The sequence below is a fragment of the Capnocytophaga sp. oral taxon 380 str. F0488 genome (assembly GCF_000318255.2).
Classification (GTDB): domain Bacteria; phylum Bacteroidota; class Bacteroidia; order Flavobacteriales; family Flavobacteriaceae; genus Capnocytophaga; species Capnocytophaga ochracea.
The window spans coordinates 143,480-163,884 of the sequence record NZ_KB291171.1; the positions used below are offsets into that span (position 1 = coordinate 143,480).

Annotated in this window: 15 protein-coding genes, 1 tRNA gene and 1 pseudogene; 3 read left to right on the plus strand and 14 right to left on the minus strand. The window is 39.1% G+C overall.

What is annotated here, in order from left to right; genetic code table 11:
• Positions 1–148: 148 nt before the first annotated feature.
• Positions 149–2,395: pseudogene (locus tag HMPREF9078_RS00955) on the plus strand (helix-turn-helix domain-containing protein); the annotation flags it as partial.
• Positions 2,396–2,442: 47 nt separating this feature from the next.
• On the opposite strand, the gene HMPREF9078_RS00960 reads toward HMPREF9078_RS00955, so the two are convergent.
• The 12 genes from HMPREF9078_RS00960 to HMPREF9078_RS01015 all read right to left on the minus strand — a co-directional run bounded on the left by HMPREF9078_RS00960 (position 2,443) and on the right by HMPREF9078_RS01015 (position 14,799).
• Positions 2,443–2,949, minus strand: a complete 507-nt coding sequence (locus HMPREF9078_RS00960) for an outer membrane beta-barrel protein (protein WP_009418842.1) — start codon at positions 2,947–2,949, stop codon at positions 2,443–2,445.
• Between the two features lie 118 nt (positions 2,950–3,067).
• Complete coding sequence (locus HMPREF9078_RS00965; RefSeq protein WP_002673265.1) at positions 3,068–3,547, minus strand: biopolymer transporter ExbD; 480 nt, start codon at positions 3,545–3,547, stop codon at positions 3,068–3,070.
• Positions 3,548–3,559: 12 nt separating this feature from the next.
• On the minus strand, positions 3,560–4,174 hold the full coding sequence (locus HMPREF9078_RS00970) for a biopolymer transporter ExbD (protein ID WP_002673266.1): 615 nt from the start codon (positions 4,172–4,174) through the stop codon (positions 3,560–3,562).
• Between the two features lie 6 nt (positions 4,175–4,180).
• Positions 4,181–4,612: a hypothetical protein gene (locus HMPREF9078_RS00975; RefSeq protein ID WP_009418031.1), complete on the minus strand. Its 432-nt coding sequence runs from the start codon at positions 4,610–4,612 to the stop codon at positions 4,181–4,183.
• 28 nt (positions 4,613–4,640) lie between these two features.
• Positions 4,641–5,372, minus strand: coding sequence for a MotA/TolQ/ExbB proton channel family protein (locus HMPREF9078_RS00980; RefSeq protein WP_009418843.1), 732 nt, complete (start codon positions 5,370–5,372; stop codon positions 4,641–4,643).
• Between the two features lie 72 nt (positions 5,373–5,444).
• Positions 5,445–5,532 (minus strand) — tRNA-Ser (locus tag HMPREF9078_RS00985).
• Positions 5,533–5,601: 69 nt separating this feature from the next.
• On the minus strand, positions 5,602–6,630 hold the full coding sequence (locus HMPREF9078_RS00990) for an asparaginase (protein ID WP_009418844.1): 1,029 nt from the start codon (positions 6,628–6,630) through the stop codon (positions 5,602–5,604).
• Entirely contained in the window at positions 6,617–7,750 is a 1,134-nt protein-coding gene (locus HMPREF9078_RS00995; RefSeq protein WP_009418846.1) for a 1-acyl-sn-glycerol-3-phosphate acyltransferase, read from the minus strand. The genes HMPREF9078_RS00990 and HMPREF9078_RS00995 overlap by 14 nt, the downstream gene beginning before the upstream one ends.
• Positions 7,751–7,822: 72 nt before the next feature.
• Positions 7,823–8,584, minus strand: coding sequence for a TatD family hydrolase (locus HMPREF9078_RS01000; protein WP_009418847.1), 762 nt, complete (start codon positions 8,582–8,584; stop codon positions 7,823–7,825).
• Positions 8,585–8,936: 352 nt separating this feature from the next.
• Positions 8,937–10,157 (minus strand): DUF6051 family protein, encoded by a 1,221-nt coding sequence (locus HMPREF9078_RS01005; RefSeq protein ID WP_009418849.1) that lies wholly within the window; start codon positions 10,155–10,157, stop codon positions 8,937–8,939.
• A 67-nt stretch (positions 10,158–10,224) separates the two neighbouring features.
• Positions 10,225–11,733, minus strand: a complete 1,509-nt coding sequence (locus HMPREF9078_RS01010; protein ID WP_009418850.1) for a RagB/SusD family nutrient uptake outer membrane protein — start codon at positions 11,731–11,733, stop codon at positions 10,225–10,227.
• 9 nt (positions 11,734–11,742) lie between these two features.
• On the minus strand, positions 11,743–14,799 hold the full coding sequence (locus HMPREF9078_RS01015; RefSeq protein WP_009418851.1) for a SusC/RagA family TonB-linked outer membrane protein: 3,057 nt from the start codon (positions 14,797–14,799) through the stop codon (positions 11,743–11,745).
• Between the two features lie 407 nt (positions 14,800–15,206).
• Here HMPREF9078_RS01015 and HMPREF9078_RS01020 point away from each other — a divergent pair, with 407 nt between their 5' ends.
• Positions 15,207–15,821: a hypothetical protein gene (locus HMPREF9078_RS01020; protein ID WP_009418852.1), complete on the plus strand. Its 615-nt coding sequence runs from the start codon at positions 15,207–15,209 to the stop codon at positions 15,819–15,821.
• Between the two features lie 277 nt (positions 15,822–16,098).
• Positions 16,099–17,352: a methionine adenosyltransferase gene (metK, locus tag HMPREF9078_RS01025; protein ID WP_009418001.1), complete on the plus strand. Its 1,254-nt coding sequence runs from the start codon at positions 16,099–16,101 to the stop codon at positions 17,350–17,352.
• 161 nt (positions 17,353–17,513) lie between these two features.
• On the opposite strand, the gene HMPREF9078_RS01030 is transcribed toward metK, so the two are convergent.
• Both HMPREF9078_RS01030 and HMPREF9078_RS01035 read right to left on the minus strand, forming a co-directional pair.
• Positions 17,514–18,770: a hypothetical protein gene (locus HMPREF9078_RS01030; RefSeq protein WP_009418854.1), complete on the minus strand. Its 1,257-nt coding sequence runs from the start codon at positions 18,768–18,770 to the stop codon at positions 17,514–17,516.
• Positions 18,771–18,818: 48 nt separating this feature from the next.
• Complete coding sequence (locus HMPREF9078_RS01035) at positions 18,819–19,958, minus strand: TlpA disulfide reductase family protein (protein WP_009418855.1); 1,140 nt, start codon at positions 19,956–19,958, stop codon at positions 18,819–18,821.
• Positions 19,959–20,405: the final 447 nt, after the last annotated feature.

Below are 20,405 nucleotides of genomic sequence, written 5' to 3' on the forward strand. Positions count from 1 at the left end.
CGTATAAGCTTCCTATAAGCTTTCTATAAGCTAAACCTACCCTCCTTCCTACCAAAATTTAGCTGTGTAGTTCACATCTAATTTGTTAATTTGCTAATTAAAATAAGTTTCGTATCTTTGCGTTTTAAATGATAACAACCAAACAAATGGTATGGAAGAGTACATACTTACACTTGTAAATCAAACAAATAGGAATATTTTTCTCACAGGGAAAGCAGGAACAGGTAAAACTACTCTGCTACACAAAATCATCAATACTTGTTATAAAAATACGGTGGTAGTTGCCCCTACGGGTATTGCTGCTCTCAATGCTGGCGGAGTAACTATTCATTCGATGTTCCAACTCCCTTTTGCTTCTTTCTTACCAACACTCAGCAATCCCCCTATTGTGAATGAATTCTTGCGCTTTGAAAACCGATTTTCTTTGCGGAAACACTTCCAAATGCACAAAAATAAACAGCAGGTTATCCGCAATATGGAATTGCTAATTGTAGATGAAGTGAGTATGCTCCGTGCCGATGTGCTCGATGCTATGGACTATATGTTACAGTTTATCCGAAAAGACAAACGACCCTTCGGAGGCGTACAAGTGCTCTTCATCGGCGATTTGTTACAGTTGCCCCCCGTAGTAAAACAAGAGGAATGGGAAGTGCTCAAACATTATTATAAAGGAATGTATTTCTTTCAGTCCGAAGTCATAACTCAAAATCCTTTGCTATATGTAGAACTCGAAACCATTTACCGACAAACCGATAAGCTGTTTATCTCCATTTTAAATCACTTGCGTGAAAACCAACTTACCTCTGAGGATATCAAACAGTTAGAAAAGTATGTACAGCCAGATTTCCCTAAAAAACACCTAAAAGATTACATCACCCTCACCACTCACAACGCCAAAGCCGATGCAATGAACCAACGCGAAATGAGTAAACTCTCTTCTCCCCTATTCTCTTACGAGGCTGATATTGTTGATGATTTTCCCGAATACCTCTACCCTATCGAAAAAGTCATTCAGCTAAAAGAAGGCGCAAGAGTAATGTTCATCAAAAATGACATTTCAGGAGAACATCTGTTTTTCAACGGAAAGATGGGTACAGTAGTCTCTCTTTCTGAAGGTGAAATTACTGTGAAATTAGATGGTGGAAGGGTCATAAACGTCGAACGCTACGAATGGGAAAACGTGCGATATAAACTGAATGAAACAACCAAAGATATAGAAGAAGAGCGCCTGGGCTCGTTTACCCAATACCCATTGCGCTTGGCGTGGGCAATTACCATACACAAAAGTCAAGGGCTCACTTTCGAGAAAGCCATCTTAGATTTGGCAAGCGTATTTGCCTCAGGTCAAGCCTATGTAGCATTTTCGCGCCTGCGCTCGTTAGACGGCTTGGTATTGCTATCCTCAGTAAGTGCTAATGGTATCAACAACAATGGCGAAGTGATAGGTTATGCCGAGAACAAAGCCTCCGAAAAAGAAGTGCAAACCGCTTGTTATACAGGAAAAACCGAATTTTTGCAGGAGAATATTCTAAACACTTTCCAATGGAATACTCTTTTAGAAGAATGGGTGTTACACCGCAATAGTTATTCAGGTGAAATTGGCAATAAGAACCTATATAAAGATTGGGCATCACAGCAGTTAGTAAGAGTGCAAGAACTCGTTACCGTCTCCGAAAAATTCATCAAGCAACTCAAAACACTTTTCAATAATGCAACCGATGTTCAGCATATTTTCGAACGCGTAGCCAAAGGTATCACTTATTTTACACCGCTCTTAGAACAATTGTGGTATGAAGTGCTATTAGTTGAAGGCAAAATAGCTAATCAGAAAAAAGTCAAACAATTTTTCACCGAACTAAAAGAGTTAGACAATAGCCTTTCCGAGACGCTAAAGAAGCTCTTCCGCTTAGAACAAATGATACAATTAGCACAATCCGACCAACCTTTTGATAAAGAAAAGATACATTCAGCCAAATTAGAAACTTTGTATACTGAACTCACCGGAAAAATTAATAATATTTTAAAGAACGAAAAACTCTTTATAGGCGAATATCCTCTCTCCAAAGATGATAAACCCAAGAAGGAAAAACGCTCTACTTATGATATTACACTTCAGCTTTGGAAAGAAGGCAAAACAGTAGCCGAAATAGCCAAAGAGCGTACGCTATCACAGGCTACTATCTATTCTCACATAGCCAAATGCATAGAACAAGACAAAATTGCTATTACTGAGGTACTCCCTGAGAAAACTATCAATGAACTGAATACAATTTTCAAAGAAAACGAAGAACTTACTACCCTGAAAAGTCTTTATGAAAAGACAGAAGAAAGATACAGTTGGGACGAACTGCGTTTATTCAGAGCCTACTTACTAAAAGAAGCTAAAAAAGCATAATAAAAAAGGGACTTCCTCAGAAGTCCCTTTTTTCATTTTTTAAGTTATTAAAATCTATAAGTAACACCTGCTTTAAAACCTCCTGTTGCAAAAGAGTTGTGTTCTACAAACAACTCAGCATTCACACCGAAGTTTTCTGTAAAGAAGTAACGCCCCCCTGTTTGAAGACGCACTGCAAATCCTGAGTCATAATAAGGATCCCAATTGTCATATTTATAATCATTACTCCAATTGTAATATCCCAAGCTTAAACCACCGTACAAATCTACGTTTGAAGGAAGTCTTTTTATAAGTTTATTGAAGTGGTAATTACTCGTAGCTAAAATACCTATATTATTGTATTTTACGCTATTGTAGTTTCTACCACGGTAAAATAACTCACCTCCTACGGTTATTTGGTCATTAATCCCAACGTCCACTGAACCATATACCATAACCCCTGGAGTTGAAACACCTAACCCTCCGTTAATTTGTACATCACCAGCACCAAAAGACTGTGCTGAAGCTACTCCTGCACTGAGGAGTAATCCAAAAAGTAAAACGATTTTTCTCATAAATAATTACTATTAACTTGTTTTAATAATGCAAAGGTAATATTTTTATTCATAATAACAAAAAAAGACTACCCTAATTTTTAAGGTAGTCTTTTTAACACAGAAATATGTTTCTTATTTATTTTTGATTCAAAGGAGAACCTTCACGAGCGATATAAGTCAATTTCAAGGCATTAACATCTTGCAATTTCTCACGAATATCACTCACTAATCCCATATTGGTATCAGCATCTACTTTCAAAGCGGTCATAAATACATCTTTTAGTGCATCGCGTAAACCTTCTCTATAATTCAATATATAGTGGCTTACCTCCGAAACATCAATGAATTTATCATTCACTTGAATTTTAGCGTTTACACCAAACTTAGCCTGATACTTAGGAAGTGGTTTCCCTGCATAAATGTACACAACTGGGTCTTTCTTGTCCAATTTTTGTACCTGGTCTGCCACTGGCAACTTATTTTGTACCATCAAATCACTATCTTTAGATTCTGTTACTGTCATAAAGAAGAACAAAAGCATAAAGATGATATCTGGCAAAGAAGCCGTAGAAACAGCGGGCGTTTCGCCACTTTTCTTTTTTGTAAATTTTGACATATCCTTCTAATTTTAGTGTTTCTTAGGTGCTGTTTCAAGCAATTTTCTTGGGAATAGCTCCTGTAATTTCACGATTTTAGGTTCTAACGCATCTTTCCTGTCTTTAGGAGTACGAGCTGCGTTAAATTCTTCCTCTATCTGAACGTAAGGTACTTCGTTAGGGAACAAACGTCTACGTTCACGCTCACGTAACTCATTATATGCCTTAATCAATTCATTTTGTACAGCTATATAAGTGTGATATGAAGTTTCACGGTCATTGCGCAAAGAAATAACTGCTTTATCTGGGTTGTCTGATGATAGAGGGTCTCTTTTACCTTTACAGTAAGTACAAGAACCATCTCCATTGTTATCCAAGAAATTAAGCGCTGTTTCTTTTACGTCTTTAAGTTCCTTAACTTCGTTGTTTATTAACAACTGGTTGTACTTGTTCACTACCACTACCAATACGTTTTTCTCTTTTACTGGTGGAGGTGGTGGCGTATTTTCTTGTGGTTTAGGAGGTAACTTTACAGTAATCCCTGAGTTGCTCTCAATAGTTGTTGTTACCAAAAAGAATATCAACAACAAGAAAGCAATATCAGCCATTGAACCTGCATTTACCTCGGGTGCGGAACGTTTTGCCATAATTTCTTATTTCATTAGTGCTTTTTTTACATTGGAAGCTATAAGAGCTACTACGGCTACCGCTACCAATATGTACAAAGCGATTAAACCTGTGCTTACCCATCTTCTTACAGATTCGCTGGCTTTCTTCACTTCGTCACTGGCATTAGCTTCTACAGCTCCTGATGAGAAGATATAAGCTAAAAGAAGAACTACCACAAATCCTCCCGTATAGATAAGCGTTTTCTTAAGTGCTTTTGGTGAAGCTAAAATGTTTTGTGCCGCTGATACGATTACTGCCAACAAAGCAATACCTAAAAGAACATAAGTCAGCACAAACAAAGCTTGCATAGTACCGTTGTTGGGATCCTCAGCGTTTGTAAAGAAAGACAAAACAATCCATAGAACTACCCCAATTACGCCCAAAGCAAGAGCTCCATATTTTGCTATTTTATACATACTTAAAGTTGTTTAATGGGTGAATAAATTATTTCATTTTTCTTGCTACTAAAAGGTCTATCAATGAGATAGAAGCATCTTCCATATCATTTACGATAGCGTCGATTTTAGCAATGATGTAGTTGTAGAATACTTGTAGTATCATTGCTACAATCAAACCAAACACTGTAGTAAGCAAGGCAACCTTGATATCACCAGCAATCAATGATGCGTCCAAACCACCAGCTGAACTAATCTTATCGAACGCTTCAATCATACCAATTACCGTACCCATAAACCCTAACATCGGTGCAATAGCAATAAAGAGCGAAATCCAAGATACGTTCTTTTCTAATTGTCCCATCTGTACACCTCCGTAAGATACTACTGATTTTTCAACCATATCAATACCTTCTGATGAACGGTCAAGACCTTGATAGAAAATAGATGCAACAGGGCCTTTTGTATTACGGCACACTTCTTTAGCTGCCTCAATACCTTTGCTATCCAATGCCTCTTCAATATCGGCGATTAGCTTTTTAGAATTGGTAGTCGCCATATTGAGGTAAATAATTCTCTCAATAGCTACTGCCAAACCAATAATCAAGCAGAGCAAGATAGGAGCCATATACATAGGACCCCCTTCAATAAAACGCTCTTTAAATACTTGGTGGAAGCCTTTGCTTTGTTGCATCGTTTCAGTTGCTTCCTGAGCGCTAACCATAGCCACGTTTAAAATTAACATTGCTACTAGAAGTAGCTTAGATGACATTTTTTTCATTTGTTTAATCTTTTTAAATTGTTAGTTGATAATTTAATGTTTAATAATTATTCTGTTTTTTTTAGAAAGAAGCAGAGAGGAAGGGATTCGAACCCTCGATACGCTTGTGGCGTATATACACTTTCCAGGCGTACTCCTTCGACCACTCGGACACCTCTCTCTATGCTGTTTCTGAATGCCAAAGTAACAAATTATTTTTCTATCCCACAAGTTTTTTCTTAATTTTTTGCTAAATTTCTCCAGCTATATTTTCTTCAAACTTGATTTTGAATAGTTTATGGGAAATATTTTTTTTAAGCAAAAGCATCAATTTTGTGATTGCCGACTCGGTTGTGAGGTCTTTTCCGTCTATCACTCCCATCTTTTTGAGGGCTTCACTCGCTTCATATTTGCCCATCATCACACTACCTCCAGAACACTGGGTAACATTCACTATATGTATTCCTTTATTAATAGCACTCTGCAAACTCTCTACAAACCACGCATCGGTAGGAGCATTACCTGAACCGTAGGTTTCTAACACTACCCCTTTCAGATTTGGGATATTGAAAATACCATTCAGTATAGGTGCAGTAATGCCTGGGAACATCTTGATAATCGCTACATTAGTTTCAAAATCTTTCCACACTTCTAAGTGTTGCTTTTGCTTGCGGGGTAAAAGGTTCTCTTTCATTACCTTTAAATGTACACCACTTTCTACCAACAGCGGGTAGTTCAGCGAGGCAAAAGCTTGAAAGTGCTCGGCGTTTATTTTGGTAGTACGGTTGCCTCGGTAGAGCTTGTACTCAAAATAGAGTCCTACTTCTTGTATCACCGGCTCGCCATTCTCTTTCAACGCTGCCAGCTGTATAGAGGTAATGAGGTTCTCTTTGGCATCGGTGCGCAAATCGCCTATCGGCAGTTGTGAACCAGTAAATATTACAGGTTTAGTAAGTCCTTGTAGCATAAAACTTAAAGCCGAAGCCGAGTAGCTCATCGTATCACTGCCGTGGAGCACTACAAAACCATCGTAGTGATTATACTCTCTTTCAATCACCTCAGCAATTTCAATCCAATGTTGGGGGTTCATATCCGAGGAGTCTATCACTTTCTCAAACGAGTGCACCGAAATATCGCAATCTAAATGAGACAATTCAGGAATACGCTTGTAAAGATTATCGAACTCGAAAGCGCGCAAGGCTCCTGTTTGGTAGTCCTTTATCATCCCGATAGTCCCCCCCGTATAGATGAGGAGCACTTTTGAATTATTGGTTTCCATCAAGTTTGTTCTTTACAGGATTGGCGTACATCTCTAAAAACTTCTTTTGTGAAAGGTCTTCAGAATTGCTTCGGTTGTTCATTCGACGTTCAAAACGTCGGAAATCTTTTTCGTTGTAGTATTCCTTATATATAGAGGTGTCGTTCAGCAAATCATAAGCAATATAATTCGCAGGAAACAACCTGTACTGTTGATGAATAGCTTTGTCCAAACATTCAGCTAAGGCTTGCAATTGCTTGTTAAGATGCTGATGTGTGGCTTCTATAGTGTCTATCTGGTCGTACAGCGGTTGTCCTACCGAAATATGCACACGTCCTTTTTGTCCCAACAAGCCTTGAATGATGTTCTCAAAATCCTCTTTTTTAGATTTCACGTATTCTACCCCGTTATGTTGGGCAATAAGTGCAGGCAACTTCAACAGATCAGTAGGGTCAAACTCATAAGAAATCGACATTGGTACTAAATTGAGTGTTTTGAGGTACTGCAAAGGTGATATATCTTCGGGAGCATTAAGGGTGAGCATCTTCAAAACTCCTTGCTGGGTACGGTCGTCGCCGTTCTTAGTACGTCCTTCACGTTGTGCAATCCACACATTGCGGTGCTCCTCTGTAATACAGTGGTAAATGTATTCCGATACCAATTTAGAATGCTCCAAAGCCTCTCGTGGAGGCAGACTCCTATATATAATGATATTTCTGTTGAGCATCGCCAATATCTTCAAATACTTTTTCCTGAGCAAATTGTCGCCCATAGCCGAAGCCGTCATCGAGAGGTGATTATCGTATAGGGCAACGTTTAATAAGGAAGTATCTAAAACAATATCGCGGTGATTGGAAACAAATACATAAGCTTTGCGGGGGTCTAAACCGTCAAACCCATCACAGGTAAATTCCGAAATACTTTTCTCAATCGCCTTAGTAACCACTTGATACATTATATCCTCCTGAAAATCTGACACCTTTTGGCAAGCAAGCAGTCGTCGCTCTCGCTCCTCAGGAGTTTCATCAGGAAATGCATAAGCCATCATCGCTCGAATCAAAGGATTATCTTTAATTTGCGACAAGGCACGTGCTACTTCGTTGTCGTTAAACGGACGTATGGACTTGAAATAATCGGTCATTTCAGATACTCTATATTCTTTTGTTTTGGATAACAAAAGGCAAAGTAACGAAATATATTTGATAATACCTAATTAAATCTTAAATATATTTGTAGCATTTTCGTCAGTAAGGCGTACGATCTCGCTTTCAGGCAAAGCATATATATTCGATAATTTCTCTACAACTTTCACTATATAAGCACTTTCGTTGCGTTTCCCGCGGTAAGGTACTGGTGCCAAATAAGGTGAATCGGTTTCTAAAACGATATGCTGTAAATCTATATTTTTTAAAAACTGGTCTATCTTTCCGTTCTTAAAAGTTACCACTCCGCCAATACCTAAATGTAAGCCGTAACCAATAGCGCGCTGAGCTTGCGCTTCTGTGCCTGTAAAGCAGTGAAAAATGCCAAAAAGGTCGTCGCTTTTTTCAGTTTCTAAAACCTCAAACACTTCGTCGAAAGCCTCCCGACAGTGAATAACAATAGGCAACTGATGTTTTTTAGCCAACTGTATTTGCCACTGGAAAGCCTCTTGTTGCTCTTTGAGAAAAGTTTTATCCCAATAAAGGTCGATGCCTATTTCGCCAATAGCACAAAAGAAATGCGATTGCATCAAATTCTCAATGTGCGCAAGTTCCTCCTGATAGTTTTCTTTCACGCTACAAGGGTGCAGACCGTTCATTAGGAAAACGTAGTCAGGATAATCGTTTTTCAGCTGAAACATTCGCTGGGTATAGCTCGCATCAATAGCTGGGATAAAACAACGGGTTACGCCAGCTGCTTTGGCTCGTGCGATCATCTCGGTACGGTCAGCATCAAATTCTTCTGAATATAAGTGTGTATGTGTATCTATCATCAGTTGTCAGCCGTTAGTGTTTAGTAGTTATTTACAATTATATAGGTTAAATACATCACAAGTGCAACTCCTAATAGCCAATATTTCTATAATCTTTCTTCACCTTATCTTCGGTATAGATTCGTCATTTATTCGTCTTTCCTTCGTCTTTTGTTCGTCCTTTAGCCACTGTAGACCCACTGTAGACCCACTCTTCGTTCACCTTTCCTTCATCTTTTGTTCATCTTTTCATTATCTGCCCGTGCGGCTCGCACCTGCACGTGTGGCTCGCACCGGCCTGTCGTGCTACGACCTCGCACCGTCTTTTGTTTATCATTCGTTATTCCTGTACTTCCCTTTTACCTTTTACCTTTTATCTTTTACCTAAATAAAACGCTACTGCCGATGTTACAAACCTCTCAAAAGCCTCGGTTACTTGAGGGGCATTCTTGGTAGTGAGGGCAAACGGACTCATATGGGTATACGGATAAGGAAAATCTTCTATTTGTACCTCTATATTGATATTTCTGTAACCTCCTTTAAGGGTGTTGAGTGCCTCAATAGGAGGTGTTACCTCGTCCTTCTCCAATACTAAAGCTTTGATTTGCTTCTCCAACTGCAAAAAGCGCTGTTCACGTTCTTTCTGGTAATAGTTGTAGCGCAACATCGTTTTGAACCAACCTTCACCAAAATGAAGGTTACTGTCTTGATAATGTCTTAGGCGGTCGTCGTTCTTGAAATTGGTGCTGAGCAGTTCGGCAAAGGTTTTCTGCATTGTTATCGCTGCACGTCCGTCCATTATGTATTTAGAGATGGGGAACATACGGTCGATAGTCATACCTCCGCAGAAGCAAAAGAGTTTGGAATTAGTAAAATAGCCTTTGGGATTTGCCATCATCAATATTACAGAAAGGAAAGAGCCTATGGAATACCCAAAAAGGTCTACCGTAGCCGTAGGTGAAATGGTAGGGAGCAAGCCCGCTTTCAGGTCGGTGATGAGCTGTACTATGTCGTTATACGTTTGCAAACCCGACCAAAAGAGACGTTGAGGAAAGGCATCTAAACGCGTAGAAGTCGCCGCATTCACATAAGAGGTTTCCGAATTATCCGGAAACTCATTCATACGCTTTTGTGCAATAATGTACATTTCTTGGCGAGAGCTCCATCGCTCAGGGGCACGACTCATATGGAAGGCTATTGGGAAGAGCATTACTGCCTTACCTGTTTGTGTTGCCAATCCATAAGCCCACGGTAAGTATTTATCCCATTTCTTTTCGTTGAGTCCGTGGAATACAATAATCACCCCTTCTGCTTTTGGAGTTCCTAAAGGTTGTATTATATGATACTGGAAATGAATATTACAATCCACATCATAGTCAGCCCAATGGAGGTCGTCTTGCGCATCATTAAGCTGAGAAGGAAACGATAAGTTATGCTCTTGGCAAAACAAATGCGGACTTCCTGGCAAGTAATACTTAGCCCCTTCGGAGAAGAAGCTATTATGCAAAATACGAATACCCAGCTCGGGTAATTCGGTATCGCGCTGGGTATCGAAAACTGTTTTTAGTTTTTTGTATAATTCGTGATATTCCATATTTTTATAAATTAGAAAATTAGCAAATTAGCAAATTTCCACATTTACTAATTTGCTAATTATAGGATTACCAATTAGGATTTTGTTTCCAATTGCCTTGTTCGTAGTCTATATCATCTATTGGTATAGGCCATACTATTTTGTAATAGTAATTACTTCCTACCTGAATATTGAGTTCACTATAATCAGAGGCAGGAGTATTCCTGATAGCCGTTACATCCTGAGGGGTACCTCTTTTTACAGGCAATCCCCAGCGATTAAGGTCATACAGGCGGAAATCTTCAAAAGCTAACTCTCTATTGCGCTCGTTTTGTATGTCGGCAAAAAGGTTGCTTCCTGAGGTAGTAATAGCACTGAGCCCTCTTGCAGCACGTAATAGGTTTAAGTACTTTTTAGCATTAGTTTCATCATTGTTTTTATAGGCAGCTTCGGCTGCTATAAGGTAAGTTTCAGCTATGCGAAAAAGCTTAGCCTTATGCCCATAATAAAAATTATAACTATCAATAGGTTCTAATTCTCTATTTCGAGGGTACTTGTTTACAGCATAAAGAGAGCTAAACCCTACGGTTACTTCTTTCAAGAAAACATCTTTTCGCCAGTCGTCAGTAGTAAATAAATCTATAAAATCTTGAGTGGGCAACACATTAGGATTAGCGTCTATCTGTCCTGGGAAAAAGAAACTTTCACTTTCGCCTAAATAGAGCTCATTGGTATTATCAGAAGTTTCATAAACTCCTGCATTGACAGCTGCGTATAACTGGATAATACTTTCGGCATTATCATCTTCTGTCCATATTTTTTTGAAAGCATCGGCAGAGGTAGCCAATGGATAGCGATTAGTATTGATAAGTGCTACTGCTACTTGGTAGGCTTGTGCCCAATCATTTTTATAGAGCAAGACTCTTGCTTTGAGAGCTCTGGCAGCATCGAGGGTGAAAGTATCAGCTCCTGCTGCTCCTGTTTGGTTTGCCAATAAGGTTTCGGCTTTCTGAATATCACTGAGTATAAAATCATAGGTTTCGGCTACACTACTGCGCGGAGGAAAGTTCTTGAGCGTAGGAGCTGTAAGCAGAGGTAAACCTAAATCGGTAGTTGCTGTACTACTGTTATAAGGTTTGCAAAAGTGCGTAACCAAATAGGTAAAGCAATAGGCTCGCCCTAAGTAGAGAGCTCCTGTAAGTTCTTGTATTTCTGATTGCTCAGGTATATTAGGGAAGCCCTTAATACCCGTGTTTATATCTTGAATGATAAGAAAGCGTTCTTTCCATATCGAGGCAGTAGCGTGCTCTGAAGAAGCAAACGTAGACCACCGATGCATATCGGGCAACTTTTCCATCGCTCCCGCAGCTGCGTTGAGATAATCGGCTTGGAGGTCTGAGGCATACATCTGTTGCCCCTGATTGTAATCACGCAAAGCGTTATACATCCCGTTTACCCACATCTCGGCATCGCGCTTATTCTTAAAACTGGTATTCTCGCTGGCGTAATTATAAGGGTCTAAGTCCAAACGAGCACAACCCGTAGGCAACGACACCAAAAAAGAAGATAAAAGTGCTATATATATTATTTTTTTCATTTTCCCTTTTTAGAATTTAAGTTCTACACCTATAGTAAATTGACGAGCAGGCGGATAACCTCCTCTTGATAATGTATTAGAAAACTCAGGGTCGGCTCCTGAATATTTGGTAATGGTGAAAATATTACGTGCCGATGCATATAGGCGCACCCCTGAAAAGAATCTCATTTGGTCTATTACCTCCTGGGGAAGCGCATAACTTAAACTTATACTCTTCAATCGCATATAAGAGGCATTTTCGAGTAAGCGGGTATCTTTGCGCATATAGTAAGCACTACTGAGCTTAGGCAACTCTGTATCATCACCTTCTTGTTTCCAATAGTTAAACAATTCTCTATTAAAATTCTTACCTCCAAAAGTGCTTTGGTTTAAAGTATAATATCGGTCTTCATTGATGAGCCATTTGCCCAAAGCATAAGAAAATGCCAAATCGAGTGATACATTCTTATAAGTAGCGCTTAGCCCAAAACCACCATTGATAGGTGCAAACATTTTCTTACCTGTAGTTTGTATTAGGTCTTCACTGAATTGGGTCGTAACTTTGGAGTCGTCTTTTTGTTGTATCATAGGGTTATCTTCGTTTCGTTGATACCATTCGGCATCTCCGTCTTTATTGATACCCTTAAATATTGGCAATGCCCATTGTAATGGTTCATTTAGCCTATATCCATTATTAAAAAGTCTATTTACAAAATTATCTTTGCTCAAGAATAGCGAGGTTACCTTCTGTTCATTGTAATTCATATTGAAATAAGGACGTATGCTTAAATCATTGTTCTTACTTCTATACGCAATCGTTGAAATAGTAAGGTCAAAACCTCTATTTTGCATATCACCTATATTATCCGGAATAGAAGTAAAGCCAGAGGCTGAGTTTATATAACGTTGTGCAAGAGTTTTATGGGTATTGCGTTCATACACTTCAAAATTGATAGTAGTACCTTTGGCGATACCGATATGTAAGCCGAGTGTTGTTTTCTGTTGTTCTTCCCACATAATATCCGGATTACCGAGCATCGCAATAAAATAACCTGGGGTTTGTTTATATAATTTTGAAGCATCTACCAAGGTTCTATTGCGATAATCACCAATAGAAGAGTTGCCCGAAATACCGGTGCTAAAACGCAAATCTAAGCTGGTAAGCCAATTTACCTTTTGCAAAAACTTCTCTTCTTTGAGTTTCCACATTCCTCCTATCGCCCAGAAATTGGCATAGCGATTATTTGAACCAAAAGCTGATGAACCATCACGGCGTGCTGATAGGTCTATAAAATAACGGTATTTATAAGAGTATTCCAAACGGGCAAAATAGGAATTAAATCCTGATTCAGATTGGCTATCTCCTACATTATATTCTTTAGTTCCGTGACTGAGCATTGATAAAGCATCAGAAGGTTGCCCCTTAGACGATGCGTTGAACGAGCGCCACAGCGTTTCGATAGATTCTTGCCCCAATAGGAAGTCAAAATCGTGTAAGTTCTTTATATTCCATTTGTATTGCAATAGGTTAGTATAAGTACGCTGTATGTATTTATTGAGATAGCGAAAGGTTTGTGCTACCGTTTTGCTACTATCATTACTATAACGATAATCTATATAAGAAGGCAGAGGCCCTTTGCTTTCAGTTTCATTTACATTATACTGTATCCCTACTTGGCTTTTAAATGTCAGGTTCTTGATAGGTTCTATTAATAAATACCCTATAGGCAATATATCCTCAGTATAATCAATAGAAGGGTATTTTTCAGCCATATAATCAGGGTGAAAAAAGCCATTTTGACGATTAATAAAAGAAGGAATGTAATTCTTTCTCTTCCCATCGCTCTCTTTGGGAGAATAAATAGGAAGCGACAATATATCGGTTTCACTACCAGCATTCGATACTCCTTCGGCAGTGGTAGTTCCTAAGGAGATTGAAAGCCCTGCTTTAAGCCAATCGGTTATTTGAGTGTCCAAATTAGTATTGAGATTATAGCGTTTGTAGTCCGAACGCGCCTTGATACCCTGTTGGTCTAAGTAGCCCAACGAAATGTAATAAGAAGTAGTATTACTTCCTCCCGAAATAGACACATCGGTGCGTGAGATAGGAGCGAAATCGCGAAAGAAAACTTTATCCCAACGTGTATTATAAGGATTTGCCGCCAAGATACTATCGGCGATAGCTCTTGCCGTAGTTTGGGTGTAGCCCGAACGCCTACCGAAAGCTACAATAGCATTGGGGTCTTTTTTTACCCAAAAGTCCATATACTCTTGTGGGCTCGCCATATTATCAAAGAATTTGCGAGTTACATTGGTGCGCATTGAGAAGCCCAACTGATGATTAATAGTAATATGAGTGCGCTCATTGCGTTTACCTCTTTTGGTAGTAATTAAAATCACCCCATTGGCAGCACGAGCTCCATAGATAGAAGTAGAAGCAGCGTCTTTGAGTACTGTTACGCTCTCTATATCGGTAGGGTTATACATCGTCATTATATCGCCACTTACAGGGGCACCATCTATTATATACAAAGGTTCTGAGACTATCGTCTTATCAAAAACTGACATAAACGTGTTGAGCCCGTGAATGAGTACCGAAGAGCTTGCTCCTGGTCTTCCGGACTCGGTAGTTACCACCATACCTGCCACTTTACCTTGTAGTGCATCGGTGATATTAGCATTAGGGGTTTCGGCAAAATCTTTGCCTTTTACAGTAGCTACCGAAGCCACCGTGCGACTGGCTATTTTTTTGCTTCCATAGCCAGTTACCACTGTACCCTCTAATTGCTGAATATCGTCTTGAAGGACGATATCTATCTGGGTTACACCTGCCGTTACTTTCTTTTCGACGGATTTCATTCCCAAGAATGAATATTTGAGTACATCGCCTACTTGGGCATTGAGAGTATAGTTGCCATCAAAGTCAGTAGAAGTACCGTGTTGGGTGCCTTTTATAAAGACAAAAGCGCCCATCATAGGTTCACCCTTCGTGTCTTTCACCGAGCCCTTAATCGTTACATTTTGCGCTAAGGAAGGTAATACCCAAAGGAAAATACCTACAAAAACTAATAATTTTTTCAAATTCATAAATCGCTTTATTTTTCAGTGCAAAGTTTTCTAAAAAAAAATGAGAAATACAAACAAAAGAAAAAAGAGATTCTTCTTTTAGAATATTTTTCTAAAAATAGACTCCAAAACAGAAAATAAATATGTTTTATAGCCTCTTTATTGACAAAATGGCGTTTTTAGAACTTTGAGAGTTTATATACTGAAAATGTGATAAATATATTTTTTATGAGCGTTTTTTTGGGTAAAAAAATTTTTATATGGAGCTTATAGGAAGCTTATAGGAAGCTTGAACGAATCTTGGACGATAGATATAGGAATGTTACTGAAAGCCTTTGTACACCTTGGCTGAGCGCTATAAGGTAGTTACACTTATGTTCTGTTATTGGTTTTTCTAAAAAAGTATTATCTTATAGAAAAATACGCCATTGCTTATTGATAAGGTAAGATTTGGCTATTTGCAATTATTTATTATCTTTGCCGAAAAATATAAACATATGAATATGAAGCGCTTTTTATCAGCTATCACACTCCTTGTTATGAGCCACTTAGCTTGGTCACAAAGTCCTAATATTTTAGACCCTGATTACCAAAACAGCCGTCCTAACCCTTGGACTTATGGCGGAAATATAGGCATTGGCTACTCTACTTATGGATTGGGGATTGATGTATCGCCACGCTTGGGGTACAAAATCACTGAGGATTTGGAGCTTGCTGCTGTGGTGAATGGTTCTTTTCAAAACTCGGAATACTACCGCAGTTTGTTAGTGGGCGTAGGCCCTGCTTTAACCTATTACATAGGTAGGGTGGCATATGTGAGTAATTCTTATCAGCATTATTTTATCTCTCAGAAGCATAAAAGCACCAATTACAAATACAATACTGAGGAAGATGCCTTGTATGTGGGAGCTGGTTATATGCAAAATGTGGGGGGTAATGTGTATATACAGATAGGTGTGAGCTACAATGTGCTCTACAAGAAGGACAAAAGTGTTTTCAGCAGTGGTTTTATACCGAGTGTTGGGATAGTGATAGGACTTTAGTGTGAGCCACAGAGTGAAGTGCAAGCCACACAGGCAATTAGCACGACAAATAGGTGTGAGCGAATGAACAGTAGAGAAATTTATTTATTTATAATTGTTCATTTATAATTATTTTATACCTTTGCACCGAAAAACATAACAAGAGGACAAATTTGTACTGATTGCAACCTCTTGGGGTACTCCCCGAAAAATGCTAAAACAGTAATCTTTACTTGCTTTTCACGTCGGTTCCCCATTCTTCTTTACAATTGCGTCCTCTACTAAATCATAATTACCAATGGGATATTTATTCACCTCTGAGTCCGTTTCTGAAGGACACCCCGACAAAATCGCAGACCAAATAAGCGATGCTCTAATCGACAACTTTCTTGCTTTCGACCCTCATTCGAAGGTGGCGTGCGAGACTTTAGTTACTACCGGTCAGGTAATATTGGCTGGGGAAGTAAAATCGAACACCTACATAGATGTACAGCAAATTGCGCGCAACGTGATTGAGAAAATTGGCTATACTAAAAGCGACTATATGTTTGAAGCCAAATCGTGTGGTGTGCTTTCGGCAATTCACGAACAATCGCCCGATATCAATCAGGGGGTAGACCGCGGTAACCCCGAAGAACAAGGGGCTGGCGACCAAGGAATGATGTTTGGTTATGCGGTAAACGAAACCGAAAACTATATGCCTCTTGCCTTAGACCTCTCGCACGCTTTGCTGAGAGAATTAGCCGATTTACGTCGTGAAAACAAAGAGATTACCTATTTGCGCCCCGATGCGAAAAGCCAAGTAACCCTTGAATACAGCGATGACAACAAACCGGTGCGCGTGAACACGATTGTGATTTCTACCCAACACGACGAGTTCGACACGGAAAAGAAGATGCTTCAAAAGATAAAAGAAGACATTGTGAACATTCTCATACCGCGTGTGATTAAAAAGTATCCTCAATATGCACCATTCTTTGACGACAAGATTATTTACCACATCAACCCTACGGGTATCTTCGTGATAGGAGGTCCTCACGGCGACACAGGCTTGACTGGTCGTAAAATCATCGTAGATACGTATGGCGGTAAAGGGGCTCACGGCGGAGGCGCTTTCTCCGGCAAAGACCCGAGCAAGGTAGACCGCAGTGCAGCTTATGCTATGCGACACATCGCTAAGAACTTAGTAGCCGCAGGAGTAGCCGATGAGATATTGGTGCAAGTGAGTTACGCCATAGGGGTAGCCGAACCTACGGGCGTGTACGTAAATACTTATGGTACAGCTAAGGTAAACCTCACCGATGGTGAAATAGCGAAAAAGATACAAGAAATCTTCCCTTTGCGTCCGTATGATATAGAACAACGCCTGAAACTACGTAATCCTATCTATAGCGAAACAGCATCTTACGGACATATGGGACGTACACCTAAGGTGGTAACCAAAGTGTTCTCGTCACCTTATCACAAGACAAAAACGATAGAAGTAGAGCTTTTTACTTGGGAAAAGTTAGACTTTGTAGAGAAAGTAAAAAACACTTTTTTTAATGATTAATGATTAGCAGTTAATGTTAATACTAATATAAAGAAGGCTGTCTGATATAAAACAGACAGCCTTCTTTTATTTGTTTAGAAGGTGATATACAATGCAAATTAAATAGTTAGAAGGGAGAATATATGATAGAAAAACGACTTTTCACTATCCAATATTCTCTCTTAAAGCTCTATTTGGTATTGCAATACAAAAGTACCTAAGCGAGTGCTTACCTTTTTATCAGTAGCATCGAAGATAGGGCGGTTCTCATAGCCTAAGGAGAGTTTGCTCTTTTGTCCGTTAAAATAAGTATTCACGCCTACTGAATAGATATTCACGTTGCTGTTAAGGGCTTTATAGTTAGCAAATCGCCAGCCTGCATTGGGTTGTACACGAATATTACAATTTTCCCATTTAGGAAGCAGATAGCCTAATTGCAAGAATAAGGTACTACCTGTACCTATGGCGGGAGTAGCATTGCCAGCCCCATTAAGAGAGGTTCCTCCTCCAAAAATGCTATTAGCACCCACACTTCTTACATAATCACTACCAAAATGAGTGCTGTTAAAGCCCAAATAAGCGGTAATAGCGTCGTTGCGTTCAGAAATAGGAGTATCTATAAAGAAGTCGATACCTAAATTAAAGTAATCGCGATAGGAAGTATTAGTTCCATCTGTGATTTCTCTTATTTTAGCTTGATATTCATAGCCAATACCGAGATTCATTATATGTTTAGTTCCTAAATAAGTGCCATTACCTCCGCTAGTAGGCAATTTGTTGCTCTCATCGTCCCAAAACTCATATTTTAGGTAAGAGGAAGTAAGCACTTTGGGTTGCCCTTTGCTATAATTAAAAGCTGTACGAACATTATCAGAGGGGGCAGGTGAATTTTGCAAAGAAACAAAATAATCAATCTTTCCTAACTGACCTTTGGCGTAAACACCTATCCTACGCCCCATATCATCGAAATGATTAAGGGTGTTAAGATAATAAACGGAAGGGTCGAGAGTGAGCATAGAGCCGTTAGAGAAAGTGTTGGAAAAGCGCCCTGCTCCTGCAAAGGTGGTCTTGGCTACCCCAATGCTCAATTTTTCGCTAAAAGTATACTGACCGAGCACGTCAAGCAGACGGAAATCGGAGCTTTGGAGGGTACTTTGGTTGAGATTGTTATTTCCCATTAGGATATAGAACAACCATTTCTTTTCTACTTGGGCGAAGAAACCTAAGCGATAACGCCTTACAGAAAGGTCGAATACCTTATCGGCAGGTTCACCTTGTACGGTAGTACCAGGGTTTGTTTCGGTAAGGCGAGCCCAAAACTGTCCACGCACAATACCTTGAATAAAAGTATCGCCTTCTTCGTCGAAATTATGACGAAGCAACTGAGCTGAGGCAGGAATTGCCATCAATAAAGCTACTAAAAATAGAATTCTTTTCATTTTATGGTATAATATTGGTTTAAAAAATATATTCTTAACGCAAAGTTTTTATTTAGCTTTGGGATTGGTAAGAGCCTTTAAACTCACATCTATCAATTCCTTCAAGTTTTTATCGGAAGGCATTGGTGCATTGCTGTTGATGATATTACCCTGTGCATCGATAAGCATATAACGAGGGATACTTCGCAAGTCGTACAAAAACTTATAAGTATCTTTCACTTCTGGGGTGGTATACAGATGAATACCACTTAGTTTATCATTCTTTACCATCTCTTTCCACGCTTCTTTATCACGGTCTACTGAAATACTGAGAAAGACAATAGGCTTACCTTTATAGGATTGCTGTAAGGCTTCTAAGGCGGGCAACTCTTTACGGCAATCAGGGCAATAAGTAGCCCATATATCTACAAATAGCAATTTGCCTTTGAGAGGTAAACTCTCATATTTCACTTCTTTATCGTTCAAGTCGGTAAGACCTTTAAAAAGAGGGAAAGGTTGTCCTGCTTTGAGTCGGTTTACTGTAGCAATGCGTCCTGAAAGAGCGTTTAACAGTTCGTTATCTTTCACTGCTTTTTGCACTAAGGCTATAATCTGTTCATTGGTAGTCTCAGCGGAGGTAGCCGATACGCCTTCGATGAGCAAAGGGGTGAGGTCTTCTTTAATATTTTGTGATTTGAGCTTATTGAAATCGGCTAAAATCTTACCCCACGGGTCGTTGAACTCATATTGCACTTGATAGCGATAGATTTTCAGTTGGAAGCAATTATGCACTAAGGTTTTATAAGCATTATACGCATCGAAATCGGTAGCGTTATCTAAATCTACATCTTTAAGAGATTCTTCCAAGGCTTTGATAGCAGGGGCTTCTTCTTCGGTATATTTGCGATGATTCAGTAAATAAGCAGAAGTAAGAGACAAGAGTTCGTATTGGTTCTCTTTCTCTTCTTTAACTATAAAATCAGAAGGTAATCCTTTAGCGTTAGCTAACACCTCAGCGCATTGTTTACTTATCGCTTGTAGGTTCTGCTGAAAAGCAACGGGGTTCTGCCCTAAAAGTTCATTTTGCTTTTCGGGAGTTTGCAAACCTATAGCTTCCTTTTGTTGCTGATACGCTTTTATAGCTTCTTCAGGATTGGTACAAGCACTCAATCCTAACACAATGAGAAATGCAATAAATAGTTGTTTCATAGCTTTAGAATTTAAAATAATGACAAAGGTATAATATTTTTTTGGAAATAGGAACTTTTTTTATGAATATTTAAATAATGGTTAATGATTAATGAAGGGGTTAAAAGGTAAAAGATAAAGGGTAAAGGTAAAAGATAAAAGGTAAAAGGTAAAAGATAAAAGGTAAAGGGTAGTACAAGGGTAGGTACTATTAGCAAATTTGAAAATTAGTAAATGAGAAATGAAGTGTGAAAAGTTTTTAGAAGAAGGGAATAAGATTGAAAGTTGAAGATTATTGGAAGCTAGGAGGAACAAAAGACGGTGCGAGCCGCACGGGCAAATGAACAAAGAACGAACAAAAGACGAACGATGAACGAACAAAAGACGAACAAAAGACGAACGATGAGTGGTCTTTCAGTGGCTCTACAGTGGCCCTACAGTGGCTCTACAGTGGCTCTACAGTGGCTC